Here is a 26328-nt window from a genome sequence, read left to right on the forward strand (position 1 = left end):
TGGCTGGGACTGCGGATGAGCGGAAGGCGGCGGGCATGGGTGGCACGGGCGGCATGGGCGGGCGCGAGCACGTACGGGTGGCGGTGATCGGGTCCGGATTCGGCGGGCTCGGCGCGGCCGTACGACTGCGCCGCGAAGGGATCACGGACTTCGTCGTACTGGAACGGGCCGACTCGGTCGGCGGCACGTGGCGCGACAACAGCTACCCCGGGTGCGCGTGCGACGTGCCCTCCCACCTCTACTCGTTCTCCTTCGCCCCCAACCCCGACTGGCCGCGGACCTTCTCCGGGCAGCCGGCCATCCGGGCCTACCTGGAGCACGTCGCCGACACCTTCGGGCTGCGCCCGCACATCCGGCTCGACTCCGAGGTGCGGATGATGCGCTGGGACGCCGAGGAGCTGCGCTGGGAGATCGAGACCTCGGCCGGGGGCCTGACCGCCGACGTCGTCGTCTCCGCGACCGGGCCGCTGTCCGACCCGAAGGTGCCGGAGGTCCCCGGGCTCGCCGAGTTCCCCGGCAAGGTCTTCCACTCCGCCCGCTGGGACCACGACTACGACCTGCGCGGTAAGCGCGTCGCCATGATCGGTACCGGCGCCTCCGCCATCCAGATCGTGCCGGCCATCGCCCCCGAGGTGGAGCGCCTGACCCTCTTCCAGCGGACCCCGCCGTGGGTCATGCCCCGCACCGACCGGGCCATCACCGACGTGGAGCGCTGGCTCCACCGCCAGCTGCCCTTCACCCGGGCGGCGCGGCGCGGGCTGCTGTGGGGGATCCGCGAACTCCAGGTCAGCGCCTTCACCAAGCGCCCGAACCAGCTCGGCCTCATCGAGTCCCTGGCCAAGGCCAACATGGCGCGCTCGATCAAGGACCCGGCCCTGCGCGCGAAGCTGACGCCCTCCTACCGGATCGGCTGCAAGCGGATCCTGCTCTCCAGCGAGTACTACCCGGCCCTGGCCCGGCCGGACGTGGACCTGGTCGCCTCCGGCCTCAAGGAGATCCGCGGCTCGGTGCTCGTCGCCGCCGACGGGACCGAGACCGAGGTCGACGCGATCATCTTCGGCACCGGCTTCCACGTCACGGACATGCCGATCGCGGACCGGGTGGTGGGCGCGGAGGGCGAGACCCTCGCGGACGCTTGGAAGGACGGGATGCAGGCGCTCCGCGGGGCCACCGCCGCGGGCTTCCCTAACTGGATGACGATCATCGGGCCGAACACCGGGCTCGGGAACAGCTCGATGATCCTGATGATCGAGTCGCAGCTCAACTACATGGCCGACTACCTGCGGCAGCTCGGCATGTTGGGCGGGAGGGTCGCGCTGGGCGCCCGGCCCTCCGCGGTGAACCGGTGGAACCGGCAGGTGCAGGCCCGGATGGAGCGGACGGTGTGGAACACCGGCGGCTGCACCAGCTGGTACCTGGACGCGCAGGGCCGCAACACGACGGTCTGGCCGGGGACGACGGGCGAGTTCCGCCGGGAGACGCGGAGCGTCGATCTGGCGGAGTACGAGGTCCTGCGGGTGGGGGAGCGCGAGCGGGTCCCGGCCGTTGCCGGTGCCGTTTCGGGCGCCGTTTCGGGTGCCGTTTCGGCTGCCGCCGGGGCGAAGCCGGGTCGCTCCCGCGGGGGCTCCGCGGGGTCGGGTGCGGCGCCGCTGCCGGGGGCGCTGCCCCCGGACCCCCGCGCCTCAAACGCCGGCGGGGCTGGATTCGACCCGGGCGGTGCCTCACGTGGCGGGGCTGGAGCGGGCGCCTCAAGCGCCGGCGGGGCTGGAGTTGACTCGGGCGGTGCCTCGTGTGGCGGGGATGGGGCTGACGCGGTGGAGGGCGTCGCGTGAGTCGGGTGATGCACGTCGTCTCCGGGGTCTACGCCCCGCCCGCCGCGCGGCGGGAGCTCGTCGCCGTATCCGCCGACGGGGCCCGCCTGCACGTCGAGGTCCACGGGGACGAGGACGCGCCGGCCGTGGTGCTGGCCCACGGTTGGACCTGTTCCACCGCCTTCTGGGCCGCTCAGACCAGGGCCCTGGCCGCCACCCACCGGGTCATCGCCTACGACCAGCGCGGGCACGGGCTCAGCCCCGCCGCCCGGGCGGCGGGGCACAGCACCACCGCCCTCGCCGACGACCTGGTGGCCGTCCTGGAAGCCACCCTCGCCCCCGGGGAGCGGGCGGTCGTCGCCGGGCATTCCATGGGCGGCATGACGATCATGGCGGCCGCGGGCCGGCCGGAGTTCGCCGAGCGGGCCGCGGCCGCGCTGCTGTGCAGCACCGGCAGCTCGCGGCTGGTCGCCGAGGCACGGGTCCTGCCGGTGCGCGCCGGGCGCGTCCGCACCCGTGTCACCGGCGCGGTCCTCGGCTCCCGCGCCCCCCTCGGGCCGGTCACGCCGGTCGCCCGGAAGGTCCTCAAGTACGCCACCATGGGCCCCGGGTCCGCGCCGGACAAGGTCGAGGCGTGCGCCCGTATCGTCCACGCGTGCCCCACCGGGGTGCGGCACGCCTGGTCCCGGGTGCTGGCCGGCCTGGACCTCGACGCCGACGTGGTCCGCCTCACGGTGCCCACCGCCGTCATCGGCGGCACCGCCGACCGGCTCACCCCGATCGTGCACGCCCGCGGGCTCGCCGCTGCGCTGCCGAACTGCGTGGGCCTGACCGAGCTCACCGGCATGGGGCACATGACCCCGGTCGAGGCCCCCGAGGCCGTCACCGGCGCCCTGCGCGAGCTCGCCGATCTGTATCTCGACACCACCGCGAAGGAGAAGACGTCGTGAGCGCTCGCAGGAGTCTGGAAGGCCAGGTCGCCGTCGTCACCGGCGCCGCCCGGGGGGTCGGCGAGCTGCTCGCGCGCAAGCTGTCGGCCCGCGGCGCGAAGGTCGCCCTCGTCGGCCTGGAGCCGGAGGCCCTCAAGGAGGTCTCCGAGCGGCTGCACACCGACAGCGACCACTGGTACGCCGACGTCACCGACCACGAGGCCATGGCCCGGGTGGCCGAGGAGGTCAAGCAGCGCTTCGGCAAGGTGGACATCGTCGTCGCCAACGCGGGCGTGGCCGCCGGCGGGCCGTTCGCCGAGTCGGACCCGGACGCCTGGCGCCGGGTGATCGAGGTGAACCTGATCGGCGGGGCCGTCACCGCCCGCGCCTTCCTGCCCGTACTCATGGAGAGCCGCGGCTACTTCCTCCAGATCGCCTCGCTCGCCGCGATCACCCCGGCGCCGATGATGACCGCCTACTGCGCCTCCAAGTCCGGGGTCGAGGCCTTCGCGCACTGCCTGCGCGCGGAGGTCGGCTACAAGGGGGTCAAGGTCGGCGTCGGCTACCTCTCCTGGACCGACACGGACATGGTGCGCGGCGCCGATCAGGACGAGGTCATGCGGGAGTTGCGCCAGCGGCTGCCGTGGCCGTCGAACCGCACGTACCCGCTCGGGCCGGCCGTCGACCGGATCGTGGCGGGCATCGAGCGGCGCTCGCCGCACGTGTACGCGCAGTGGTGGCTGCGCGGCATGCAGGGGATGCGCGGCTACCTGCCGGGGCTGATCGCGACGGTCGGGCAGCGCGAGATGAAGCGCTTCGAGCCGCGTCTGAGCGGTGTGTCCAAGGGGCTCGTCGGGGCCGGCGGGGCGGCGGACGAGAAGGAGCGCACGCAGAGTCACTGATCGAAATGCGACCTTTGTCCGCTCGTGCAAGTCTGGTCGAGGCCCAACCACCAACACCCCTCATGGAGTGAACAGCATGGGTATCAAGGACCAGTTCCAGGACAAGGCGCAGGAGCTCAAGGAGAAGGCCCAGAAGGGGCAGAAGCAGCCCGGCAAGGGCCCGCAGGACCAGAAGTCCCAGCGGACCCCGCAGCCGAAGGACTCGCCGCAGCGGTCCTTCGACGACATCCGGGACGAGCTCGACGACCGGACCTAGGCCCTTGGCCCGACCGATACCGGGCCCGCACGCAGCGCCGAGGGGCGCGATCCCCGGAGTTCCGGGGATCGCGCCCCTTTCGCGCGGTCCGTCACGCCCTCGCACGGTCCGTCACGCCCTCGCGCGGTCCTCACACCGCGCGATCCTCACACCCGCGGCGGCAGCTTCGGGCGGCGCCGGTCCGGTACGTCCGTGTAGCCGGGCGGCACCGCGGCCGGGTCCTGTTCCAGCAGTTCCAGTGCCAGGTGCACGGCGTCGTCCAGTTGGGCGTGCCGCCCCTCCGCCCAGTCGAGCGGGGTGCGCTGGATCTCCAGGTCCGGCTCCACGCCGTGGTTCTCCACCGACCAGCCGTACTCCGGGAACCAGGCGGCGTTCATCGGGACCGTGATCACCGTGCCGTCCCCGAGGGTGTGGCGGCCGGTCATGCCGACCACCCCGCCCCAGGTGCGCAGGCCCACCACCGGTCCCAGGCCCAGCAGTTTGAAGGCCGCGGTGATCATGTCCCCGTCGGAGGAGGTCGCTTCGTCGGCCAGCGCCACGATCGGACCACGGGGCGCGTTGGAGGCGTAACTGACCGGCTGCGCGTCCCGCGTGAGGTCCCAGCCGAGGATGGAACGGGTCAGCTTCTCCACCACCAGCTCGCTGATGTGGCCGCCCGCGTTGCCGCGCACGTCCACGATCAGCGCGGGCCGGGACATCTCCATCCGCAGGTCGCGGTTGAACTGCGCCCAGCCCGAACCGCCCATGTCGGGGATGTGGAGGTAGCCGCACCGGCCGCCGCTGATCTCCCGGACCGCCTCGCGCCGCTTGGACACCCAGTCCTGGTAGCGCAGCGGCCGTTCGTCGATCAGCGGCACGATGGCGACCCGGCGGGCCCGGCCCTCGCCCGCAGCGGGCTGGAAGGTCAGCTCCACCGTGGTGCCGCCCGCCGCCGCCAGGAGCGGAGAGGGCCCGGCGACCGGGTCCACCGGTCGGCCGTCCACGTGGGTGAGCACCGCACCCTCCCGGATGCCGGTGCCGGCCAGCGGGGAGCGGGCCTTGGAGTCCGAGGACTCGCCGGGCAGGATCCGGCTGACCACCCATTCCCCGTCCCGGGGGAAGAGGTTGGCGCCGAGCAGGCCGATCGCCCGCTGGTAGTGCGGGGGGCCTTCGTTGCGGCGCGCGGGGGAGACGTAGGCGTGCGAGGTGCCGAGTTCGCCGAGGACCTCGCGCAGCAGGTCGGCGAACTCGTCGGGCGAGGCGACCCGTTCGACCAGGGAGCGGTACTGGGCGAGCACCCCGTCCCAGTCGATGCCGCACATCTTCGGCTCCCAGAAGTACGCGCGGATGATCCGCCCGGCCTCCTCGTAGGCCTGGCGCCACTCGGCCGCCGGGTCCACCTCGTGCAGGATGCGCCGCAGGTCCAGGTAGACGGTCGAGTCGCTGTCGCCCGACTCGGTCGCCGGGACCGCGCGCAGGTCGCCGTCGTCGTTGATCACGAGCCGGGTGCCGTCGCCGCTGACCGCGAACCAGTCCAGCCCCGAGGCCAGTTCGGTCTTGCGGGCCTTGGTGAGGTCGAAGTGCTCCAGCGTCGGTTTGCCGCTGATGTCGGCCGGGTTGGCGAAGGTCTCGCCGAGCGCGCCCGAGATCGGCCAGCGCAGCCACACCAGCCCGCCGCCGTGCACCGGGTACAGGGCCGAGTACTTGGACGCGGTCACCGGGAACGGGGTGACGCGGCTCTCCAGCCCCTCCACCTCCACGGTGACGGCGCCGTCGGCCTCGCCCGAGTCGCCCTCCGCCACGTCGAGTCCGCCGGCCGCGGGCCGGCCCTCGGCGGAGAGCGCGAAGGGGGAGGGGGTCGCGGAGTTCAGCGGCACCAGGTAGGGGCGGCAGCCCAGCGGGAAGGACAGGTCGCCGGTGTGCACGTCGTAGACCGGGTCGAAACCGCGCCAGGACAGGAAGGCCAGGTAGCGCCCGTCCCGGGTGAAGACCGGATTCTCGTCCTCGAAGCGGCCGTTGGTGACGTCGACGACGGTGCGGGCGCCGGGGCCGGAGATCCGGGCCATCTTGATCTGCCGCAGCGAACGCCCGATGCCCGGGTGCGACCAGGTCAGCCAGGCCCCGTCGGGGGAGAAGGCGAGGTCGGTGACGGGGCCGTTGATGGACCGGATCAGCTCGGTGACCTCGCCGTTGGACTCCTCGGTGGCGTCGAGGAGCAGCAGCCGGCCGTCGTTGGAGGCGATCGCGAGCCGTTCGCCGTCCGGGTCCGAGAGCAGTTCGGTGACCCGCCCGAGCTCGCCCGAGGCCAGCCGGCGCGGCTCCCGTTCCCCGGAGGCCCGCGGCAGGTAGGCGATCTCGATCGCGTCCTCGCCCTCGGCGTCGGTGACGTAGGCGACCTGCCCGCCGCTGCCGAGCATCTCCGGCAGCCGTACGCGCACGCCCGGGGTGTCGGCGATGGTGCGGGCCGGGCCGTCGCGGTGGGTCAGCCAGTAGAGGCTGCCGCGCACCACGACCGCGCTGGCGCGCCCGGTGGCGTCCACGGAGAGCGAGTCGACGTGGCTGGCGGCCGGCACCTGGTACGTACGCCGGCCCGCGCGCGGCCCGCCGAGGCGGACGTCGAGCTTGCGCGGGACGGCGTCCGGGGCCAGGGACTCGACGAGCCAGAGGTCCCCGGCGCACTGGTAGACGACGCGGGAGCCGTCGCTGGAGGCGTGCCGGGCGTAAAACTCCTCGTGATCGGTGTGGCGGCGCAGATCGGTGCCGTCGGGCAGGCAGGAGTACAGGTTGCCGATGCCCTCGTGGTCGGAGAGGAAGGCGATCCTGCCGTCCACGAACATCGGGGAGTCGAGGTGGCCCTCGACGTCCTCCAGCAGCCGCTGCCCGTGCAGCCACAGCCGGCCGGTGGCCCCGCCGCGGTAGCGCTTCCAGGCGGCGGGCTCGTGCGGCGGCTTGCCGGTGAGCAGCAGGGAGTGCCGCTCGCCCTCCTCCGTGGCGTGCACCTGGATGTCGGAGACGGGCCCCCAGGGCAGGCGCCCGCCGGGGCTGCCGTCGGTGGGGAGGGTGTAGGCCCAGGCGAAGTAGGAGAAGGGCTGGCTGTGCGAGGACACGGCCAGGATGTCGCTGCGGCCGTCCTCGTCGGGCGGGGTCCAGCCGCAGACGCGGGTGTCGAGGGCGCCCCAGTGGGTCAGCTGGCGGGCGGGGCCGCCGTCGACGGGGGCGAGGTGGATCTCGGGGTCGAGGCTGCGCCAGGTGGTGAAGGCGATGTGCCTCCCGTCGGGGGAGAAGCGGGGGTGGCCGACGCGGGTCCGGTCGACGGTGATGCGCCAGGCCCGTCCGGGCGTCTGGCCGTCGGGGACCAGCGGGGCGACCCAGAGGTCGTCCTCGGTGGCGAAGCAGAGGAGGTCGTCGTGCAAGTGCGGGAAACGGAGGTACGCGACGTCGTGACTCACCCCCCAATGCTTTCCGTGGAGGGGGGCCCTGGCAACTCGTACAGGTGATCCATGCCACTGCCCGCAGCGAAACGGAACGGTTTCGTTTCGCTTGGCGTGGGGGTATCGTCTTAAGCGTACGGAACAGTTTCGCTTCGATGGGAGGCACGGACATGACCGAGGCGATGGCGGCTCGGCGCAGCCGGATCACCCCCGAGCGACAGGCCGAACTGCACGAGGCGGTCCTCGACCTCCTGCGTGACGTCGGCTACGAGGCGCTGACCATGGACGCGGTCGCCGCCCGTACGAAGTCCAGCAAGGCCACCCTCTACCGCCAGTGGGGGAGCAAGCCGGAGCTGGTCGCCAAGGCCCTGCGCTGCACGCAGCCGGTCTCGCTGCGCGAGATCGACACGGGCAGCCTGCGCGGGGACTTCGCGCGCATGGTCGAGCACTCCGACGACGCGCAGATGGCCAAGGACACCGCGCTGATGCGGGGTCTGGCCCATGCCGTCCACGAGAGCCCGGAGCTGCACAAGGCCCTGCGCGACCTGCTCGTCGACCCGGAGATCAACGGTCTCCAGACGATGCTGCGGCGCGCGGTGGACCGGGGCGAGATCCGCCCGGACTGTCCCGCGCTCGACTTCGTACCGCACATGCTCATCGGGGCGTTCATCGCGCTCCCGTTGATCGAGGACCGCTCGGTGGACCGGGCCTTCCTCGGTGACTTCATCGACGCCGTGGTCTTCCCCGCCCTCGGCGTCTGATCCTCACTCCACCCCGTCCCCGGCACCGCCCTCCGCTGTTCCTGACACGCCGCTCTCGTCGTCGGGCCGGCTCTTCACGCCCTGATCCGATCCGGATCCATCCCACGACCTGAACGGGAGAACCACCGACGTGGCTACCTTCCTCTACCGACTCGGCAGAGGCGCCTTCCGGCGCCGCGGCCTCGTCGCCCTCCTCTGGGTGGCGCTGCTGTTCGCCGCCGGCTTCGGCGCCGCCACGGCGGCCGCGCCCACCTCCGGCTCGTTCTCGATACCCGGCTCGGAGGCCCAGAAGGCCTTCGACCTGCTGGACGAGCGCTTCCCGGGCATGGCCGCCGACGGCGCCACCGCCCGCATCGTCATCAAGGCGCCCGAGGGCGCCAAGGTCACCGACCCCGGCCCCAAGGCCGAGGTCCAGAAGATCGTCTCGGGTCTGAAGACCGGACCGGGCGCGGCCGAGATCTCCTCCGTCGCCGACCCGTACGAGGTCCAGGCGGTGAGCCAGGACGGCTCCACCGCCTACATCAGCGCCAAGTACACCGTCAGCGGCATGGAGCTGAAGAAGGACACCCGCGAGGCGCTCAAGGACTCGGGCGAGGCCGCCAAGGCCGCCGGGCTGAACGTCCAGATCGGCGGCGACGCGCTGATGGCGGCCCCCGAGACGGGCTCCGGCGAGATCATCGGCATCGCGGTCGCCGCGATCGTCCTCGTCATCACCTTCGGCTCGCTGATCGCCGCCGGTCTGCCGCTGCTGACCGCGATCATCGGCGTGGGCATCGGCGTCTCCTCCATCACCGCGCTCGCCAACGTGCTGGACCTCGGCAACACCACCGCCACCCTCGCGACGATGATCGGCCTCGCGGTCGGCATCGACTACGCCCTCTTCATCGTCTCCCGCTACCGCGTGGAGCTCGCCGAGGGCCGCGAGCGGGACGAGGCCGCCGGCCGCGCCGTCGGAACTGCTGGTTCCGCCGTCGTCTTCGCCGGTCTGACCGTGGTCATCGCCCTGGTGGGCCTGGCCGTCGTCAACCTCCCCATGCTGACCAAGATGGGCTTCGCGGCCGCGGGCACCGTGGTCATCGCCGTGCTCGTCGCGCTGACCCTGGTGCCGGCCATCCTGGCCTTCGCGGGCAAGAAGGTGCTGCCCGCGGGCGAGAAGAGCCGGCTGTTCGGCAAGGCCAAGCCGGCGGGCGCCGAGAAGAAGGCCAACGGTGGTACCCGCTGGGCCCGCTTCGTCCTGCGCCGCCCCGTCATGGTGCTGCTGGCCGGTGTGATCGGCCTCGGCGTCATCGCCGTCCCGGCGAGCAAGCTGGAGATGGGCCTGCCGGACGACGGCGCCCAGCCGGTCTCCACCACCCAGCGCCAGGCGTACGACCTGCTGTCCGACGGCTTCGGTCCGGGCTTCAACGGCCCGCTGATGGTGGTCGTGGACGGCAACAAGGCGCTGGCCGACTCCACCGTCGACCGGATCAAGGGTCTGGACGGGGTCGTCGCGGTCACCCCGCCGACCCTCAACGAGGCCGGCGACGCCGCGGTGATCACCGTGATCCCGAAGGACCGCCCGTCTTCCACGCACACCGAGGAACTGGTCCACGAGATCCGCGACGGCAGCGGGGACAACGTCCTCGTCACCGGCGCCACCGCGATGAACATCGACTTCTCGCAGAAGATGAACGACGCGCTGCTGCCCTACCTGGCGCTCGTCGTCGGCCTGGCCTTCCTGCTGCTGATGCTCGTCTTCCGCTCGATCCTGGTCCCGCTCAAGGCGGCCCTCGGCTTCCTGCTCTCGGTCGTCGCCGCCCTCGGTGCCGTCGTCGCGGTCTTCCAGTGGGGCTGGCTCGGCTCGGTCTTCGGGGTGGAGCAGACCGGTCCGATCATGTCGATGATGCCGATCTTCATGGTGGGCGTCGTCTTCGGTCTGGCCATGGACTACGAGGTCTTCCTCGTCACCCGGATGCGTGAGGCGTACGTCCACGGCGAGCGCCCGGGCCAGGCCGTGGTCACCGGCTTCCAGTACAGCGCGCGGGTCGTCGTGGCCGCCGCCATCATCATGATCGCCGTCTTCGCCGGCTTCATGGGCGCCAGCGACCAGATGGTGAAGATGATCGGCTTCGGTCTGGCCGTCGCCGTCTTCTTCGACGCCTTCGTGGTCCGCATGGCCATCGTCCCGGCGGTGCTCGCCCTGCTCGGGCACAAGGCCTGGTGGCTGCCGAAGTGGCTGGACCGGCTGCTGCCGAACGTGGACGTGGAGGGCGAGAGCCTGCGCAAGCACCTGGAGTCCACGCAGTCCCCGCAGGGCCCGAAGGGCCCGGACAAGGACCGCGAGCTCGTCGGGGCCTGACCCTGCCGGTTCCGCACCGGCCGACAGGACGGCCCGGCCCCGTACCGCCCGATGATCAGGTGGTACGGGGCCGGGCTTGTTTACGCCTAACGGGTGGCGGCGGCCGCGGGGGCGTACGTACGCCGCAGGAACCGGCGCAGCGCGGCGATGTCGAACTGGACGACGGCGACGCCCTCGGGGGAGTGGAACTCGACGACCGCCTGGACGCGGCCGCAGGGCCAGATCCGTACGTCCCCGGTCCCCGTCGGGGCCTGGAGGCCCGCCTCGAGGAGGGCGCGGGGGAAGACCCACTCGTTGTCGGTGCCTTCGGGGGACAGGCCCGCCGGGAAGACGATCCGTACGGCCAGCGGCTCGGCGGAGGCGAAGCGCAGGGCGACCGGGATGGTCCGGTAGAGGGGGTCGTCCGTGATGACGCGGGCACGGACCCGTTCCTCGACGGCGGTCGCGGTCGCGGTGGCGGTCGCTGGGGGATTCTCGGCGGTTGCTGACATCGACAAGACTCCTCGAAATCAGAACATTTGCGTCCTTTTGTCCCGTCCAGCCTCGCACATTCCCACGAAACCGCACGGGTCCATTTGTGATGCGCCCGCTCTTGCCAACGGTTTGCAACTGGGCACTATGGTTGAACAGCTAAAGACTGCATAAGACGCGGAAGCGGAGCCCCTCCATGCATGTGCCCGACGGATTCATCAACGCACCCGTCTCGGTGGCCGCCGGAGTGGTGGCAGCCGCCGCGGTGGCCGTCAGCCTCCGCGGCGCCCGCCGCGAACTCGACGAGCGCACCGCGCCGCTCGCCGGTCTCGTCGCCGCCTTCATCTTCGCCGTGCAGATGCTGAACTTCCCGGTCGCGGCCGGCACCAGCGGCCACCTCCTGGGCGGGGCGCTCGCCGCGATACTCGTCGGCCCCTACACCGGCGTGCTGTGCGTGTCCGTCGTCCTGCTCATGCAGGGCATCCTCTTCGCCGACGGCGGCCTGACCGCCCTCGGCGTGAACGTCACCGTCATGGGCGTCGTCACCGTCGTCGTCGCCTACGCGATCTTCCGCGGGCTGCTCGGTCTCCTGCCGCCCACCCGCCGCTCGGTCACCGCGGCCGCCTTCACGGCGGCCCTGCTCTCGGTGCCCGCCGCGGCCGCCGCCTTCACCCTGGTCTACGCCGTCGGCGGCACGACCGACGTGCCCATCGGCAAGGTGCTCACCGCCATGGTCGGCGTGCACGTGCTCATCGGCATCGGCGAGGCCGCCATCACCGCCGCGACCGTGGGCGCCGTGATCGCGGTGCGTCCCGACCTGGTGCACGGGGCCCGCGGGCTGGCCTCGCCCCTGAAGCTGCGCGTCGGCGGCGAGCTCGTCGACGCACCGGCCGCACCGGCCGCGGCCGCCGCACCCGCTGCCGCCGGCGCCGGATCGACGAAGAAGGTGTGGGTGACCGGCCTGGTCACCGCCCTCGTGCTCGCCGGCTTCGTCTCCTTCTACGCCTCCGCCAACCCCGACGGCCTGGAGAAGGTCGCCGCGGACAAGGGCATCGACGCGAAGGTCGAGGAGCACGCCGCCGCGGACTCCCCGCTCGCCGACTACGGCGTCAAGGACGTCGACGACGCCCGCCTGTCCGGCGGACTCGCCGGGGTCATCGGCGTCGGCGTGACCGTCGTCGCCGGCACCGGCATCTTCTGGGCCGTGCGCCGCCGCCGGACGGAAGACCTGACCGCCACCTCCACCGCGACCTCCGCATCGGCGGGCTGACACATGGGGGCCGGCCACGCCCACAAGCTCTACCGCCACGGCCACTCGCCGGTCCACGACCTGCCGGCGCACTGCAAGCTCGCCGCGACCCTGGCCTTCGTCGTGGTCGTCGTGTCCACACCGCGCGAGGCGGTGTGGGCCTTCGGCCTGTACGCCGTCCTCATCGCGGCGGTGGCCGCCGTCGCCCGGATCCCGGCCGGGTTCCTGCTCCGGCGGCTGCTGATCGAGGTGCCCTTCGTCGCCTTCGCCGTGCTCATGCCCTTCGTGGCCGAGGGCGAGCGGGTGCAGGTGCTCGGCATGTCGCTCAGCGTCTCGGGCCTCTGGGGCGCCTGGAACGTCCTCGCCAAGGGAACCCTCGGCGTGGCCGCGTCCGTCCTGCTCGCCTCGACCACCGAACTGCGGGCCCTGCTGCTGGGCCTGCAACGGCTGAAGCTGCCGCCCCTGCTCGTCCAGATCGCCTCCTTCATGATCCGCTACGGCGACGTGATCAGTGACGAACTGCGCCGGATGTCCATCGCCCGCCGCTCCCGCGGTTTCGAGGCCAGCGGGATCCGGCACTGGGGGGTGCTCGCCAAGACCGCCGGCGCGCTGTTCATCCGCTCCTACGAGCGCGGCGAGCGGGTCTACCTCGCGATGGTCAGCCGGGGCTACGCCGGCTCGATGCCGGTGATCGACGAGGTCGTGGCCACGCGCACCCAGTGGGCCTACGCGGCCGTGCTCCCGGTGACGGCGCTCGCCGTCTGTCTGATGGGATGGACCCTGTGACCAGTACCCCCTCCCTCGAAGTCGCCGGCCTCGCCTACGCCTACCCGGACGGCCACCAGGCCCTCTTCGGGGTGGACCTCACCGTCGGGCAGGGCGAGCGGGTCGCCTTGCTCGGGCCCAACGGCGCGGGCAAGACCACGCTGGTGCTGCACCTCAACGGCATCCTCACCGGCGGGGTCGGCACCGTGGCCGTCGCCGGGCTGCCCGTGGAGAAGCGGAACCTCGCCGAGATCCGCCGCCGGGTCGGGATCGTCTTCCAGGACCCCGACGACCAGCTGTTCATGCCGACCGTCCGCGAGGACGTGGCCTTCGGACCGGCGGCAGCCGGAATGCGGGGCGCAGCGCTTGAGGAGCGGGTCGGGGCCGCCCTCGACCAGGTCGGGATGGCCGACTTCGCCGACCGGCCGCCGCACCACCTGTCCTTCGGCCAGCGCCGCCGCGTCGCGGTGGCGACCGTCCTGGCCATGCGGCCCGAGATCCTGGTCCTGGACGAGCCCTCGTCCAATCTGGACCCCGCCTCGCGCCGCGAGCTCGCGGACATCCTGCGCTCGCTGGACGTGACCGTGCTGATGGTGACGCACGACCTGCCGTACGCGCTGGAACTGTGCCCGCGCTCGGTGATCCTCAGCGAGGGGGCCATCGCGGCGGACGGCCGCACGCAGGAGCTCCTGTGCGACGACGAGCTGATGCGGGCCCACCGGCTGGAGCTCCCGTTCGGCTTCGACCCGCGCACGCCCCTCCTGACGCGCCCCTCGCGCTGATCGGCGCCGGGGCGCCGCCCAGGCTTCGAGCCGCTGCGGCGGACTCCGTCCGCCGGGCGGGGCCGGGCCCCGGTGGGCCCCTCCGGGGCAACCCGGGAAGCAGGGCCGTCCGGCAGGCGTTGCATTGTGGCGTGGGCGCCGTCGGGGCGCCGCGGCAGGTGCGGGGAGTAGACGTGGACGTCCACGGGACGGTGGCGGAGGGCTTCGAGCCCGTCAGGGACGCGTTCGTACGCAACTTCGAGGTGCTCGGGGACCGGGGCGCGGCCGTGGCCGTGTACCGCGACGGCCGCAAGGTCGTCGACCTGTGGGGCGGCACCCGGGACGCGGAGGGCACCGAGCCCTGGACCGAGGGCACCGCGCAGATCGTCCGCTCCGCGACCAAGGGCGTGGCGGCGGCCGTGCCGCTGCTGCTGCACCAGCGCGGACTGCTGGACCTGGACGCGCCCGTGGGCTCGTACTGGCCCGAGTTCAAGACGGGCGGCAAGGAGCGGATCCTGGTCCGCGACGTGCTCGCGCACCGCGCCGGCATACCGGCGCTGGACCGGGGACTGAGCGCCGCCGAGGCCGCCGACGGGGTGTCCGGGGCGCGCGCGGTCGCCGCGCAGCAGCCCTTCTGGGAGCCGGGCGCCGAGCACGGCTACCACGCGCAGACCTACAGCTGGCTGCTGTCCGAGCTGGTGCTGCGGGCGACCGGCCGCACGGTGGGCTCCGTCCTCGCGGAGGAGATCGCCGAACCGCTGGGGCTGGAGTTCTGGATCGGCCTGCCGGAGACCGAGGCCCACCGGGTGGGCCGGGTGGCGCCGGTCGAGGCGCCCGAGAGCGCGGGCCTGCTGCGGACCCGGCCGCGGCGCAACGTTTCCGAGGCCTACGCCGACCCGGACTCGCTCACCCGCCGCGCCTTCGCCGCCATCGCACCGCTGCCCGACGAGAACGACCCCGCCTACCGGGCCGCCGAGCTCCCCGCCTCGAACGGCATCGGGACGGCCCGCGCCCTGGCCCGGTTCTACGGGGCCACCATCGGCGTGGTGGAGGACGGCGCGCGGATCTTCACCCCGGCCACCACCGAGCTGGCCGGCCGGGAGCATTCCGCCGGACCGGACCGGGTGCTGGTCGTGAACACCCGCTTCGGCCCCGGCTACATGCTGCACGGCCCGGCCTCCCCGCTGCTCTCGCCGGCCTCCTTCGGCCACCCCGGCCGCGGCGGCTCCCTGGCCTTCGCGGACCCGGAAGCGGGCATCGGCTTCGGCTACGTCACCAACGCCCTGGCCAAGTCGGTCACCGCGGACCCCCGGGCGCAGGCCCTGGTCCGGGCGCTGAAGTCGGCCCTGTCGGCCCGGTAAGCGCCGTAGGCCCGTAGGCCGCCCCGTCAGCCCTCTGAAGCCCGCTCGCGCACGTCCGCCAGTGCGGCCCCCGCGTGCGCGATGAGCTCGTCCGGGGCCATCGGGAACACCGTGGTCGGGGTACCGGCCGCCGCCCAGATCTCCTCGTGGGCCAGCAGCGACCGGTCGGCCAGCACCCGGGTGCGCGTGCGGTGCCCGAAGGGCGGGACCCCGCCGATCGCGTAGCCCGTGGTCTCCCGGACCAGCGCGGCATCGGCCCGCGTCACCTTCCCGGCACCGAGCTCGCGGCGTACGGCCTCCACGTCCACCCGGGAGGCCCCGTCCATGAGGACCAGCACCGGGACCCCGTCCGCCGCGAAGACCAGCGACTTGACGATCTGGCTCAGCTCGCAGCCGATCGCGGCCGCCGCGTCGGCGGCCGTACGGGTCCCTTCGGGAAAGCTCCGGACGGTGAGGTCGAGGCCCAGCTCGGCAAGGGCCTCGGCGAACAGGGGGTGCGTGGACGTCGTCATGCCGCGACGTTAGCGCCGTCCGGTGCGGCGACACGACCGCTTTCGGCCCCGGGCCGGTCGTGCCGCCGCCGGCCGGTCAGCCCGCCTTCAGCACCTCGGCGACGATCGGGCCCGCCGCTTCGTTGCCGTGGCCGCCGCCCTGGACCATGGCCGCCGCGGCCACGTCGTCGCTGAAGCCGGTGAACCAGCTGTCCGGGCTGCTCGCCCCGTCGACCTCCGCGGAGCCGGTCTTCGCGCCCTTGTCGCCGCCGACCGAGGCCATCGCCTTCGCGCCCGTGCCGCTGGTCGCCGTCAGCCGCATCATCTTGACCAGCTGGGCCGACACCCCCGGCTTCATCGTTCGCGAGGCCGTGGCGAGCTTGCGCCCGTCCACCGAGGCCTTGACGACCACCGGCTGGCGGAACACCCCGGTGCGGGCGGTCGCCGTGATCGAGGCGATGTTCAGCGGGCTCATCTGGACCTGGCCCTGACCGATGTACGCGGCCGCCGCGGAGGCGCCCGTGGCCTCCGGCACCTTCCCGTCGAAGACGGGGACGCCGGCCTTCCACTCCTCACCGATGCCGAAGACCTCGCGGGCCTCCTTGGACAGGGCCGAGTCGTCGTTCACCGGCTTGATCTGCTTGATGAAGGCGGTGTTGCAGGACTGCGCGAAGCTGGTCGCGAAGGTGGCGTTGTCCAGCTTGAAGTCGTCCAGGTTGTGGAAGGTGCGCCCGCCCCACTGCACGGTCGGCGGACACTCGGCGACCTTGTCGGCACCGACCAGGCCCCGGTCGATCAGCATCGCACCGGTGACGATCTTCATCGTGGAGCCGGGCGCCCGCATGCCGAGCAGGGAGGCGTCGTAGGCGTCCTTGCGGTGGTCGGCCACGGCCAGGATCTCGCCCGTGCTCGGCTTGAGGGCGACCACGGAGGCCTCGGGGAACTTCTGCACGGCCTTCTCCGCCGCGGCCTGCACGTCGGCGTCGAGCACGGTCTGGATCTGCCCCGGCTTGCCCTCCACCAGGGTCAGCAGGCTCCGCTTCGGCGCGTCCTGTGCGGCCGGCTCGATCCACACCTCGGCGCCGGGGGTGCCGTCCGTCTTCGCCCCGTACGTCTTGCGCAGTGCGTCCAGGACGGGCCGCAGCGAGGGGTACTGCTCGACCGTCAGTTCCTTGCCGTTGCGGTCGACCGCTTTGACCGGCGGGTTCGCCGGGGTGCCCGCGCGCAGCTTCTCGTCCTTCTGGAGCTGCGGGTGGATCACCGAGGGCTGCCAGTCGACCAGCGGCTTCCCGCTGGTCAGCCCGCGCACCACGGTCAGCTGGGAGTCGTAGGCCAGCGGCTTGGTGGCGCCCTCGTACGTGATCTCCGCCTCGACCTTGTACGGCACGGTGGTGCCGTTCGGCGTGCCGGGCGTGATCACGGCCTTGGACACGTACGCCTTGGTCTTGAAGTCCCCGACCGCGGCCTGCGCGGCCGCGGCGTTGTTCGTCAGGTCGGCGGCCACCCGCTCGTCCCCGGCCGCCCACGCGGCGAGGAAGGCCTTGGCGGTCTTCTCCGCATCCTTCTCGCTGACCGGGCCGCTGCCCTTCTCGGCCTGGGCGGAGGTCTCGCCGTCCTTGCCTTCCTTCGCGTCCGCGCCGGCATCTCCGACCAGCGCGTACACCCCGTACCCGGCGCCGCCGAGCATGGCGAGGAACACCCCGCCGATGACGGCACCCTTCGCTGCCCCGTTCACTCGAAGTCCTTCCCCCATGATGACGGTTCCTGAACATGTTCAAAGAACCCTTGGTGCGGACTTTACTCTGCGCAGCGACTCAGTACGCCATTGTTACCGGACCGGAACATCGGAACGTAATCCGCTCGTCGCCGGCGGCCACCGTGCCTAGAGTGCCGCCGTGGACCTCACCTACCGGCGCTACGCCGATGCAGATGCCGATGACCTGGTCGCCTTCCTCACCGGGGACACCTGGCCCTTCCACGGCTCGCCGGTGGTCGACGTGGAGCAGGCCCGGCAATGGGCCGCGGAGGGCCGCTTCGACAACGCGGAGACCAGGACGTTCTGGATCGACGGCGGCGGCGAGCCCCTCGGCCTGGTCCGGCTGATGGACCTGGGCGACGGCACGCCCGTCTTCGACCTGCGGATCCGCTCGCGGTACCGGGGGCGGGGGATCGGCGGCCACGCGCTGACCTGGCTGACGGAACACCTGTTCACCGCGCTCCCGCGGATCCGGCGGATCGAGGGCACCACGCGCCGGGACAACGCGGCGATGCGCCGCACCTTCCGGCGGTGCGGGTACGTCCAGGAGGCGCACTACCGGGAGGGCTGGCCCTCGGCCGACGGCACGGTCCACGACGCGGTCGGGTACGCGATCCTGCGCCGGGACTGGGCCGCCGGGACGACCACGGCCCCCGCGTGGGATGAGGAGCGCACGACGGGGGGCTGACCCCGGCGCGGCCCGAACGTGCGTGCACCGGTGCCGTGTTCTAGCGTCGGAAGGGCGAGGGGGATCGATGCGCCGAGCCGGTCGCCCCCCGGAGCGCCCGCTCACCGCCGCCGCCCCCCGCCCGCGGTCCGGCGCGTCGGCGGACCGCGCGACCCACCGAGAGAGCAGGTGCATCCGCATGCGTCCGTCGGCTCGTATCCCCAGCATCCTGGCAGGCCTGGCCCTCGCCCTCGGCGGCACCGTCATCGCCGCCCCGGCCGCCCACGCGGACGTCAAGGCGTGCGAGCAGTACGTCGCCCAGCACGCCCCGAAGGCCACGGACGGCGCCGCGGAGGCCTGCTACCAGGGGTCGATCGGCAACCAGACCAGCTGCGACGCCAGCCTCGTCGCGGTCGGCGCGAGCAAGGACGTCGCCTCCGCGGCCTGCGAGGCGTCCCGGTAACGCCGACGACGAAGGCCCCGACGCCGTCCGGCATCGGGGCCCGTCGTTTCGCCTGCTAGACCCAGGTGTCCAGCCACATGCGGCCGCGCCAGGAGTCCATCGGCAGGGTCTGGCCCGTGTAGATCGGCCAGAAGTAGATGAAGTTCCAGGCGATCAGCAGGACCAGGACGCCCGCGCCGATCGCGCCCAGCGCACGTCGGCGTTCGCTCGACCCGGCCGGACCCAGGAGGGCGCCGATCATCATCGCCACCGCCAGGCACAGGTACGGGACGAAGACCACCGCGTAGAAGTAGAAGATCGTCCGCTCCTGGTAGTTGAACCAGGGCAGCAGACCCGCCCCCAGCGCGCACGCGATCGCGCCCGCCCGCCAGTCGCGGCGGAAGAACCACCGCCACAGCACGTACAGCAGGGCGAAGCAGCCCGCCCACCACAGCAGCGGGGTGCCCAGGGCCAGGACCTCGCGGGCGCACTTGCCCGCCGCGGTCGCCGGGCAGCCGTCGGCGCCGGGTTCGGGGGACTCGTAGAAGTAGGAGACGGGCCGGCCCAGGACCAGCCAGCTCCACGGATTGGACTCGTAGGTGTGCCCCGAGGTCAGACCGACGTGGAACTTGTAGACCTCGGTCTCGTAGTGCCACAGGCTGCGCAGCCACTCCGGCAGGAACCCCAGCGAACTGCCCTGGTCGTACTTGGCCGCCCAGTCGCGCAGATAGCCGCCCTTGCCGTTGTCCGGGCTGAGGATCCAGCCCGACCACGAAGCCACGTACGTGACGACCGCGACCGGGACGGTGGAGACGAAGGCGGGCAGCGCGTCCCGGCGCAGCATCGAGGCGTACGGGGCGCCCGCGCCCGCGGTGCGGCGCGCGGCGGCGTCCCACAGCACGGTGAGGACGCCGAAGAAGGCGAGGATGACGAAGCCGTTCCACTTCGTGCCCGCAGCCAGACCCAGGCACACGCCGGCCAGGATCCGGTACGGCCGCCAGCCCAGCCGCAGCGTCTCGGCGATCTTCACGTCCGGCCGGGTCCGGCCCTCCTCGTCCACCGGCAGCGCGTCCGCGAGCCGGGCTCTGGCCCGGTCGCGGTCGATGAGCAGGGCCCCGAAGGCGGCGAGCACGAAGAACATCAGCACCAGGTCCAGCAGCGCGGTGCGGCTCATCACCAGGTGCAGGCCGTCCACCGCGAGCAGCGCGCCCGCCAGGCAGCCCAGGAAGGTCGAGCGGAAGAGGCGGCGCCCGATCCGGCACAGCATCAGCACCGACAGGGTGCCGAGCACGGCGGTCATGAACCGCCAGCCGAAGGGCGTGAAGCCGAACATCCACTCGCCGGCCCCGATCACCCATTTGCCGACGGGCGGGTGCACGACGTAGCCCGGGTCGGTCGGCAGCGCGACCCCGTCCGGGTTGGCGAGGATCGACGCGTCGATGTCCTTGGGCCAGCTCGCCTCGTAGCCCTGCCGGATGGTGGCCCAGGCGTCCTTGGCGTAGTACGTCTCGTCGAATATCACCGCCTTCGGGCTGCCCAGGTGCACGAACCGCAGCACCCCCGCGACCAGCGCCACCAGCAGCGGCCCCACCCACGAGACGATCAGCCGCCAGGTCCCCCACACCTGGGGCGGCAGCCCGAAGGTCATCCACAGCTGCTTGGAGGGCCTCGCGTACGGGGGCACCAGGCGGGTGCGGACGTCCGAGCGCACGGAAGCGGCGGGCGGCACGTAGCCGAAGCCGCCCAGCCGGCGCAGCCAGGTGGGTGGCTCGTCCTCGCGTCCCACCGGTGAGGTGGGCGGGGCCCCCGCGGGGCTGGGCGGTGGCGTCGCGGTACTGGTCACCGGCACATCGTAGGGAAGAGATCTGTGTGCGCCACCAGTGGCGGGGGGCGTCGGGGCACGGGACTGAGAGGATGGGCGGGTGACGACTGACCAGCCCCGCGGTACCCAGCCCACCTCGACCGCCGCCCCGACCGAAGGCCTGACGGGCACGCTCGTGCTCGCCGGCACCCCCATCGGCGATCTTGCTGACGCCCCGCCGCGCCTGGCGGCCGAGCTGGAGCGGGCCGACGTGATCGCCGCCGAGGACACCCGGCGGCTGCGCCGGCTGACCCAGGGGCTCGGCGTGCACACCACCGGGCGCGTCCTGTCGTACTTCGAGGGCAACGAGTCGGCGCGCACCCCGGAACTGGTCGAGGCCCTGGCCGGTGGGGCGCGCGTGCTGCTGGTGACGGACGCGGGCATGCCGTCGGTCTCCGACCCCGGCTACCGGCTGGTGGCCGCCGCCGTCGAGAAGGACATCAAGGTCACGGCCGTCCCCGGGCCGTCCGCGGTACTCACCGCGCTCGCCATGTCCGGGCTGCCGGTGGACCGGTTCTGCTTCGAGGGGTTCCTGCCGCGCAAGGCGGGGGAGCGCCTGGGCCGGCTGCGCGAGGTCGAGGGCGAACGGCGCACGCTCGTCTACTTCGAGGCCCCGCACCGGCTCGACGACACCCTGGCCGCGATGGCCGAGGTCTTCGGGGCCGACCGGCGGGCCGCGGTCTGCCGCGAGCTGACGAAGACCTACGAGGAGGTCAAGCGCGGCGGGCTCGGCGAACTCGCGGCCTGGGCCGCCGAGGGGGTGCGCGGGGAGATCACCGTCGTGGTCGAGGGGGCCCCGGCCGCCGCGCCCGCAGACCTGGACGACGAGGAGCTGGTGCGCCGGGTGCAGGTGCGCGAGGAGGCCGGCGAGCGGCGCAAGGAGGCCATCGCGGCGGTCGCGGCCGACGCCGGCGTACCCAAGCGCGAGGTGTTCGACGCTGTGGTCGCGGCAAAGAACGCGGCAGGAAAGCTGCCGCCGATCGGTAAAGAGCTAGCCTGAAAAGCAAAGCTCAGACCGCGCACCGGGCGCTTTGGGCATGAGTCGCCCAAAGACCGTCCAACAGTAGACAGGGCCTGATGCGCTCCCGCCCGTAGAGGCGTCCACTGGCAATGGCACCAGTGGAACAAGAGGAGCTGGCATGAGTGAGATCGCAGACACCCCGATACCCGTCCCCGCCGCAGTCCCCGTCGCTGTGACCCCCTCCGACGTGCACACCGTGCACGAGGCCTACTCCTTCGCTTGCATGAGGTGCGGGTACGGCTGGGAGCAGGCGTACGCGATCGAGCACCACGTCGACGGCAAGGGCGAGCCGTTCATCATGTACAAGGTCAACGACGAGCGGGTGCCCTCCCCCCTGTCCAACCCGACCTGCCTCAACTGCGGCGGACACGTCGTACGGATCATGCGGGCCGGGCAGGTCTCCTCGGTGCTGGGCATGATCGACCACATCTACCACCACCAGATCGCCCCCGGGATCGCCGGACCGGTGCCGGCCGGTGCGAACGTCCCCCGGACGCCGAAGCCGCGCGGGTCCGCCCGGTCGCACGCGGCCCCCGGGCCGGCGGACGCCGGCCCGGCCGGGGAGCGCCGGGGCCTGCTCTCCCGTCTGAAGGGGCTCTTCCGCCGGTCATAAGATCGGCCGTATGAGCACACGCGTGGAGAAGACGCAGCCCAAGGACGCACCGCCGCCGCTGCCCGAACCCCTCCGGGTGGCGGTGGCGGACTCGCACACCCACCTCGACATGCAGGCGGGGACCGTCGAGGAGGGCCTCGCGAAGGCCGCCTCGGTGGGCGTGACCACCGTCGTCCAGGTGGGCTGCGACGTGAAGGGCTCCCGGTGGGCCGCCGAGACCGCGGCCGCGTACGAGAACGTGCACGCGGCCGTCGCCCTCCACCCGAACGAAGCGCCGCGGATCGTGCTCGGCGATCCCGACGGCTGGTCGCGCCAGGGCGCCCGGGCCGGCGGCGGCGAGGCCGCCCTGGACGAGGCGCTCGCCGAGATCGAGGCGCTGGCGGCCCTCGACCACGTCAAGGCGGTCGGCGAGACCGGCCTGGACTACTTCCGCACCGGGCCCGAGGGCATGGCCGCGCAGGAGCGTTCCTTCCGCGCGCACATCGAGATCGCCAAGCGGCAGGGCAAGGCGCTCGTCATCCACGACCGGGACGCCCACGCGGACGTGCTGCGCGTCCTGCGCGAGGAGGGCGCCCCCGAGCGCACCGTCTTCCACTGCTACTCCGGGGACGCCGACATGGCCCGCGAGTGCGCCGCCGCCGGGTACTACATGTCCTTCGCCGGGACCGTCACCTTCAAGAACGCCGCGCCGCTGCGCGAGGCCCTGGCCGTGGCCCCGCTGGAGCTGGTGCTCGTCGAGACGGACGCGCCCTACCTCACCCCTGCGCCGTACCGCGGACGGCCCAACGCGCCGTACCTCATTCCGCTGACGGTCCGGGCGATGGCCGCGGTCCGCGACATCGACGAGGACGCGATGGCCAGGGCGCTGGCGGCCAACACGGCCCGCGCCTTCGACTACTGACCGCCACTGGCCTCCCGCCCGCTCCGACACGCTGAGTAATCGTTTCGCTTTGGAGTGTGACGGCTCCTCCGCTAGGGTGCCGTGCCCCGCACCGGAGGGTGCCGGATCACCAGTGGAGCGAGCGTCGTGAGCGATACGCAGGGCAGTCACCGCCGTGGCGGTCCCGTCCCCGAGGCGTACGAGGCCCAGCCCTTGGCCCAGCCCTTGGCCCCGTCGGCCTGGCCGGCCGGTGGGGGAGGTCCCGGGCCCGCCGCGTGGGACCCGGAGCCCCCGGGCCCGGTCAGCCCGGTCCCGGCCCCGCGCGGCGGGCGCCGCCGCCGGCCCGCCATGTCACCGGTCGAGCTGTCGGAGGCCGACACCCTGGCCGCGGCGCCCGTCGCGCCAGGCCCGGGCCGTCGCCGGGCCCCGGCCCCCGTGACCGTGGCCCACGCCCCCGCCCCGGCCCCCGCGGTGCCGGGCCGCCGCCGTGCCCGGGGCCGCGGCACACCCGTCGAGGCCCTCGGCGGGAACTGGCGGCGGATCGTTCCGCAGGCCCTCGTCGTCGCCTTCCTCGCGGGCGGCACCACCGCGTTCGTCGCCGCCGACAAGGCCGTACGCCTCACCGTGGACGGCGTCCCGCGCACCCTCCACACCTTCGCCGACGACATCGGCGAACTGCTCGCCGCCGAAGGCCTCGGCGTCGGCCCCCACGACCTCGTCTCCCCCGCCCCCGGCGCACGCCTCGACGACGGCGAGGAGGTCGTCGTCCGCTACGGCCGCCCCCTGCACCTGACCCTCGACGGACAGCAGCGCCAGGTGTGGACCACCGCCCGCACCGTCGGGGGCGCCCTGCACCAGTTCGGCATCCGCGCGGAGGGCGCCTACCTCTCCGCCCCCCGCACCGCCCCCGTCCCGCGCGCCGGGCTGGCCCTCAGCGTCCGCACCGAACGCAGCGTCACCTTCATGGCCGACGGCCGCGAACGCACCATCCGCACCAACGCCGCCACCGTCCGGGAGGCCCTCGACCAGGCCGGCATCACCCTCCAGGACCAGGACACCACCTCCGTACCGCCCACCGACTTCCCCCGCGACGGCCAGACCGTCACCGTGCTGCGCATCACCGGCACCCGCGAGGTCCGCGAGGAGCGGATCCCGTACGAGACCGAGAAGGTCAAGGACCCCGAGCTGTTCGCCGGCACCGAGGTCGTCGAGCGCATCGGCCGCCCCGGCGCCCGCCGGGTCACGTACAGCCTGCGCACCGTCAACGGGGTCCGGCAGACGCCGCGGCCCATCGCCGACGAGGTCGTCCGCGAACCCGTCACCCAGCTCGTCAAGGTCGGCACCAAGGCGCTGCCGAGCTCCGTCGCCGGCGCCGACGGCCTCAACTGGGCGGCCCTCGCCCAGTGCGAGTCCGGCGGCCGCCCCTCCGCCACCGACGCCTCAGGGACCTACGGCGGGCTGTACCAGTTCGACGTCCGCACCTGGCAGGCCCTCGGCGGCAGCGGACGCCCGCAGGACGCCTCGGGCGCGGAACAGACGTACCGGGCGAAGAAGCTCTACGTGCAGCGGGGGGCGAGTCCGTGGCCGCACTGCGGCCGTACGCTTTACCGGTGAGCACCGCAGAGCAGCAGCCCGAGAACACCGAGAACACCTCCCCCGCCGCGCCCGACGCCCTCCTCGGCCCGGCCGACATCAGGGAGCTGGCCGCCGCCCTCGGCGTACGCCCGACGAAGCAGAAGGGGCAGAACTTCGTCATCGACGCCAACACGGTCCGCCGGATCGTGCGCACCGCCGAGGTCCGCCCGGACGACGTGGTCGTCGAGGTCGGCCCGGGGCTCGGCTCGCTGACGCTCGCGCTGCTGGAGGCCGCGGACCGGGTCGTCGCCGTCGAGATCGACGACATCCTGGCCGCGGCGCTGCCAGCCACCATCGAGGCCCGGATGCCCGCGAAGAAGGACCGGTTCGCGCTGGTCCACTCCGACGCGATGCTGGTGACCGAACTGCCCGGCCCGGCGCCGACCGCGCTCGTCGCGAACCTGCCGTACAACGTGGCCGTGCCCGTCCTGCTCACCATGCTCGACCGCTTCCCGACCATCGAGCGCACGCTGGTGATGGTGCAGTCCGAGGTCGCCGACCGGCTGGCCGCGGAACCGGGCAACAAGGTCTACGGGGTGCCCTCCGTCAAGGCCAACTGGTACGCGCACGTCAAGCGGGCCGGCGCCATCGGCCGCAAGGTCTTCTGGCCCGCCCCGAACGTCGACTCCGGTCTCGTCTCGCTGGTGCGCCGCACCGAGCCGATCAAGACCACCGCCACCAAGGCCGAGGTCTTCGCGGTCGTCGACGCCGCCTTCGCCCAGCGCCGCAAGACGCTGCGCGCCGCGCTGGCCGGCTGGGCCGGCTCGGCGGCGGGCGCGGAGGCCGCGCTGGTCGCCGCCGGTGTCTCGCCGCAGGCCCGCGGGGAGTCCCTGACGGTCGAGGAGTTCGCGGCGATCGCCGAGCACAAGCCGGCGGCGGAGAGGCCCGCACTGTGAGCGCGCGCCAGACGCCCGTGACCGTACGGGTCCCCGCGAAGGTCAACGTCCAGCTGGCGGTGGGTGCGGCCCGCCCCGACGGCTTCCACGACCTGGCCAACGTCTTCCTCGCCGTCTCCCTGTACGACGAGGTCACCGCCACCCCGGCCGACGCCCTGACCATCACCTGCACCGGCCCCGACGCCGACCAGGTGCCCCTGGACCGCACCAACCTCGCGGCGCGCGCCGCGGAGGTCCTCGCGGCCCGTGCCGGCATCGAACCCGCCGTCCACCTGCACATCGCGAAGAACATCCCGGTCGCGGGCGGCATGGCGGGCGGCAGCGCGGACGGCGCGGCGGCCCTGCTGGCCTGTGACGCCCTGTGGGGCCTGGACACCCCGCGCGCCGAGCTCCTCGACATCTGCGCCGAGCTCGGCAGCGACGTCCCCTTCAGCCTCGTCGGCGGGGCCGCGCTCGGCACCGGCCGCGGTGAGCTGCTCACGCCGGTCGGGGCGGGGACGTTCCACTGGGTCTTCGCGGTGGCCGACGGCGGGCTGTCCACCCCGGCGGTCTTCCGCGAGTTCGACCGCCTCGCCGAGGCCGCGGGTACGCGGATCCCCGAACCGGAGGCCTCCCCGGCGCTGCTGGCGGCCCTGGCCTCGGGCGACCCGGACGCGCTGGGCGCGGCGCTGGCCAATGACCTCCAGCCGGCCGCGCTCTCCCTGCGACCCCAGCTCGCGCGGACGCTGGCCGCGGGCGTGGACGGTGGTGCGCTCGCCGCGCTGGTCTCCGGCTCGGGGCCGACGACGGCGTTCCTGTGCCGGGATGCGGAGTCCGCGGAGAAGGTGGCAGCGGCCCTGTCCGCGTCGGGCACCTGCCGGGCCACTCGCGTGGCGTCCAGCCCGGCTCCCGGAGCCACGGTCCTGCCGTCCTGACCCTGCGGACCGTTGCCGGGGGCTCCGCCCCGGACCCCCGCGCCTCAAACGCCGGCGAGGCTGAAATTCCAGCCCCGCCGGCGATTGAGGCGCGGGGTACGGGGCGGAGCCCCGGTAGCAGTACCTAGGCCGGAGTTG

23 protein-coding genes are annotated in these 26328 nt (G+C 73.1%); 18 read left to right on the forward strand and 5 right to left on the reverse strand.

The window, feature by feature from the left end:
- Window positions 1-53 precede the first annotated feature (53 nt).
- The 4 genes from OG594_RS05200 (at window position 54) to OG594_RS05215 (ending at window position 3898) form a co-directional block, all read left to right on the forward strand.
- Window positions 54-1832 carry an NAD(P)/FAD-dependent oxidoreductase gene (locus OG594_RS05200; protein WP_266602620.1) on the forward strand — a complete coding sequence of 593 codons (1779 nt, stop codon included), beginning with the start codon at window positions 54-56 and terminating at the stop codon, window positions 1830-1832.
- On the forward strand, window positions 1829-2761 hold the full coding sequence (locus tag OG594_RS05205) for an alpha/beta fold hydrolase (protein WP_266595619.1): 933 nt from the start codon (window positions 1829-1831) through the stop codon (window positions 2759-2761). Before OG594_RS05200 ends, OG594_RS05205 begins: the two co-directional genes overlap by 4 nt.
- Complete coding sequence (locus OG594_RS05210; RefSeq protein ID WP_266595621.1) at window positions 2758-3642, forward strand: SDR family oxidoreductase; 885 nt, start codon at window positions 2758-2760, stop codon at window positions 3640-3642. The genes OG594_RS05205 and OG594_RS05210 overlap by 4 nt, the downstream gene beginning before the upstream one ends.
- Before the next feature lie 76 nt (window positions 3643-3718).
- Window positions 3719-3898, forward strand: a complete 180-nt coding sequence (locus OG594_RS05215; RefSeq protein ID WP_030009851.1) for a hypothetical protein — start codon at window positions 3719-3721, stop codon at window positions 3896-3898.
- Window positions 3899-4044: 146 nt separating this feature from the next.
- Here OG594_RS05215 and OG594_RS05220 read toward each other — a convergent pair whose 3' ends face one another.
- Window positions 4045-7326, reverse strand: a complete 3282-nt coding sequence (locus OG594_RS05220) for a S41 family peptidase (RefSeq protein ID WP_266595625.1) — start codon at window positions 7324-7326, stop codon at window positions 4045-4047.
- Window positions 7327-7478: 152 nt separating this feature from the next.
- Here OG594_RS05220 and OG594_RS05225 point away from each other — a divergent pair, with 152 nt between their 5' ends.
- Together OG594_RS05225 and OG594_RS05230 are read left to right on the forward strand one after the other, a co-directional pair.
- Window positions 7479-8069, forward strand: coding sequence for a TetR/AcrR family transcriptional regulator (locus OG594_RS05225; RefSeq protein ID WP_030009853.1), 591 nt, complete (start codon window positions 7479-7481; stop codon window positions 8067-8069).
- Between the two features lie 130 nt (window positions 8070-8199).
- The gene (locus tag OG594_RS05230; RefSeq protein ID WP_266595629.1) at window positions 8200-10407 is read left to right on the forward strand and encodes an MMPL family transporter; all 2208 of its coding nucleotides are present in this window, start codon (window positions 8200-8202) and stop codon (window positions 10405-10407) included.
- A gap of 86 nt (window positions 10408-10493) precedes the next feature.
- Here OG594_RS05230 and OG594_RS05235 read toward each other — a convergent pair whose 3' ends face one another.
- A complete protein-coding gene (locus OG594_RS05235) occupies window positions 10494-10898 on the reverse strand; it encodes an SsgA family sporulation/cell division regulator (RefSeq protein WP_266595631.1) in 405 nt (134 codons plus the stop codon).
- 176 nt (window positions 10899-11074) lie between these two features.
- On the opposite strand from OG594_RS05235, the gene OG594_RS05240 reads away from it, so the two are divergent.
- The 4 genes from OG594_RS05240 (at window position 11075) to OG594_RS05255 (ending at window position 15014) form a co-directional block, all read left to right on the forward strand.
- Window positions 11075-12148, forward strand: a complete 1074-nt coding sequence (locus OG594_RS05240) for an energy-coupling factor ABC transporter permease (RefSeq protein ID WP_266595633.1) — start codon at window positions 11075-11077, stop codon at window positions 12146-12148.
- A 3-nt stretch (window positions 12149-12151) separates the two neighbouring features.
- Window positions 12152-12913, forward strand: coding sequence for a cobalt ECF transporter T component CbiQ (gene cbiQ / locus OG594_RS05245; protein ID WP_266595635.1), 762 nt, complete (start codon window positions 12152-12154; stop codon window positions 12911-12913).
- Window positions 12901-13674 (forward strand): energy-coupling factor ABC transporter ATP-binding protein, encoded by a 774-nt coding sequence (locus OG594_RS05250; protein ID WP_266595637.1) that lies wholly within the window; start codon window positions 12901-12903, stop codon window positions 13672-13674. The genes cbiQ and OG594_RS05250 overlap by 13 nt, the downstream gene beginning before the upstream one ends.
- A 173-nt stretch (window positions 13675-13847) precedes the next feature.
- A complete protein-coding gene (locus OG594_RS05255; protein WP_266595639.1) occupies window positions 13848-15014 on the forward strand; it encodes a serine hydrolase domain-containing protein in 1167 nt (388 codons plus the stop codon).
- Between the two features lie 26 nt (window positions 15015-15040).
- Here OG594_RS05255 and OG594_RS05260 read toward each other — a convergent pair whose 3' ends face one another.
- Both OG594_RS05260 and OG594_RS05265 read right to left on the reverse strand, forming a co-directional pair.
- Window positions 15041-15526 (reverse strand): YbaK/EbsC family protein, encoded by a 486-nt coding sequence (locus OG594_RS05260; RefSeq protein ID WP_266595641.1) that lies wholly within the window; start codon window positions 15524-15526, stop codon window positions 15041-15043.
- Window positions 15527-15602: 76 nt separating this feature from the next.
- Window positions 15603-17240 carry a penicillin-binding transpeptidase domain-containing protein gene (locus tag OG594_RS05265; RefSeq protein WP_266595643.1) on the reverse strand — a complete coding sequence of 546 codons (1638 nt, stop codon included), beginning with the start codon at window positions 17238-17240 and terminating at the stop codon, window positions 15603-15605.
- A gap of 160 nt (window positions 17241-17400) precedes the next feature.
- On the opposite strand from OG594_RS05265, the gene OG594_RS05270 reads away from it, so the two are divergent.
- Window positions 17401-17949 (forward strand): GNAT family N-acetyltransferase, encoded by a 549-nt coding sequence (locus OG594_RS05270; RefSeq protein ID WP_266595645.1) that lies wholly within the window; start codon window positions 17401-17403, stop codon window positions 17947-17949.
- Window positions 17950-18127: 178 nt separating this feature from the next.
- Window positions 18128-18391 carry a hypothetical protein gene (locus OG594_RS05275; protein WP_266595647.1) on the forward strand — a complete coding sequence of 88 codons (264 nt, stop codon included), beginning with the start codon at window positions 18128-18130 and terminating at the stop codon, window positions 18389-18391.
- Window positions 18392-18446: 55 nt separating this feature from the next.
- On the opposite strand, the gene OG594_RS05280 is transcribed toward OG594_RS05275, so the two are convergent.
- Window positions 18447-20018, reverse strand: a complete 1572-nt coding sequence (locus tag OG594_RS05280) for a dolichyl-phosphate-mannose--protein mannosyltransferase (protein ID WP_266602622.1) — start codon at window positions 20016-20018, stop codon at window positions 18447-18449.
- A gap of 334 nt (window positions 20019-20352) precedes the next feature.
- Here OG594_RS05280 and rsmI point away from each other — a divergent pair, with 334 nt between their 5' ends.
- From rsmI to OG594_RS05310, 6 genes are all read left to right on the forward strand, one after another.
- Window positions 20353-21231 carry a 16S rRNA (cytidine(1402)-2'-O)-methyltransferase gene (gene rsmI / locus OG594_RS05285; RefSeq protein ID WP_266602624.1) on the forward strand — a complete coding sequence of 293 codons (879 nt, stop codon included), beginning with the start codon at window positions 20353-20355 and terminating at the stop codon, window positions 21229-21231.
- A 244-nt stretch (window positions 21232-21475) separates the two neighbouring features.
- Complete coding sequence (locus OG594_RS05290) at window positions 21476-21865, forward strand: hypothetical protein (protein WP_266602626.1); 390 nt, start codon at window positions 21476-21478, stop codon at window positions 21863-21865.
- Between the two features lie 10 nt (window positions 21866-21875).
- Window positions 21876-22766 (forward strand): TatD family hydrolase, encoded by an 891-nt coding sequence (locus OG594_RS05295; RefSeq protein WP_266595649.1) that lies wholly within the window; start codon window positions 21876-21878, stop codon window positions 22764-22766.
- A gap of 126 nt (window positions 22767-22892) precedes the next feature.
- Complete coding sequence (locus tag OG594_RS05300) at window positions 22893-24359, forward strand: ubiquitin-like domain-containing protein (protein WP_323185171.1); 1467 nt, start codon at window positions 22893-22895, stop codon at window positions 24357-24359.
- Window positions 24356-25276 carry a 16S rRNA (adenine(1518)-N(6)/adenine(1519)-N(6))-dimethyltransferase RsmA gene (rsmA, locus tag OG594_RS05305; RefSeq protein ID WP_266595651.1) on the forward strand — a complete coding sequence of 307 codons (921 nt, stop codon included), beginning with the start codon at window positions 24356-24358 and terminating at the stop codon, window positions 25274-25276. The genes OG594_RS05300 and rsmA overlap by 4 nt, the downstream gene beginning before the upstream one ends.
- Window positions 25273-26190, forward strand: a complete 918-nt coding sequence (locus tag OG594_RS05310; protein ID WP_266595653.1) for a 4-(cytidine 5'-diphospho)-2-C-methyl-D-erythritol kinase — start codon at window positions 25273-25275, stop codon at window positions 26188-26190. The genes rsmA and OG594_RS05310 overlap by 4 nt, the downstream gene beginning before the upstream one ends.
- The last annotated feature ends 138 nt before the right edge of the window (window positions 26191-26328 follow it).

Origin of the sequence: Streptomyces sp. NBC_01214 (assembly GCF_026340975.1) — a bacterium.
Classification (GTDB): Bacteria; Actinomycetota; Actinomycetes; order Streptomycetales; family Streptomycetaceae; genus Streptomyces.

Bases quoted from the DNA above. Each gene is read 5' to 3' on its own strand.
- OG594_RS05250 (WP_266595637.1), top strand. From the start codon at position 12,901: ATGGACCCTGTGACCAGTACCCCCTCCCTCGAAGTCGCCGGCCTCGCC.
- OG594_RS05280 (WP_266602622.1), bottom strand. From the start codon at position 20,018: ATGACCTTCGGGCTGCCGCCCCAGGTGTGGGGGACCTGGCGGCTGATC.
- OG594_RS05295 (WP_266595649.1), top strand. From the start codon at position 21,876: ATGAGCACACGCGTGGAGAAGACGCAGCCCAAGGACGCACCGCCGCCG.
- OG594_RS05200 (WP_266602620.1), top strand. From the start codon at position 54: ATGGGCGGGCGCGAGCACGTACGGGTGGCGGTGATCGGGTCCGGATTC.
- OG594_RS05225 (WP_030009853.1), top strand. From the start codon at position 7,479: ATGACCGAGGCGATGGCGGCTCGGCGCAGCCGGATCACCCCCGAGCGA.
- cbiQ (WP_266595635.1), top strand. From the start codon at position 12,152: ATGGGGGCCGGCCACGCCCACAAGCTCTACCGCCACGGCCACTCGCCG.
- OG594_RS05235 (WP_266595631.1), bottom strand. From the start codon at position 10,898: ATGTCAGCAACCGCCGAGAATCCCCCAGCGACCGCCACCGCGACCGCG.
- OG594_RS05260 (WP_266595641.1), bottom strand. From the start codon at position 15,526: ATGACGACGTCCACGCACCCCCTGTTCGCCGAGGCCCTTGCCGAGCTG.
- OG594_RS05275 (WP_266595647.1), top strand. From the start codon at position 18,128: ATGCGTCCGTCGGCTCGTATCCCCAGCATCCTGGCAGGCCTGGCCCTC.
- OG594_RS05215 (WP_030009851.1), top strand. From the start codon at position 3,719: ATGGGTATCAAGGACCAGTTCCAGGACAAGGCGCAGGAGCTCAAGGAG.
- OG594_RS05240 (WP_266595633.1), top strand. From the start codon at position 11,075: ATGCATGTGCCCGACGGATTCATCAACGCACCCGTCTCGGTGGCCGCC.
- OG594_RS05290 (WP_266602626.1), top strand. From the start codon at position 21,476: ATGAGGTGCGGGTACGGCTGGGAGCAGGCGTACGCGATCGAGCACCAC.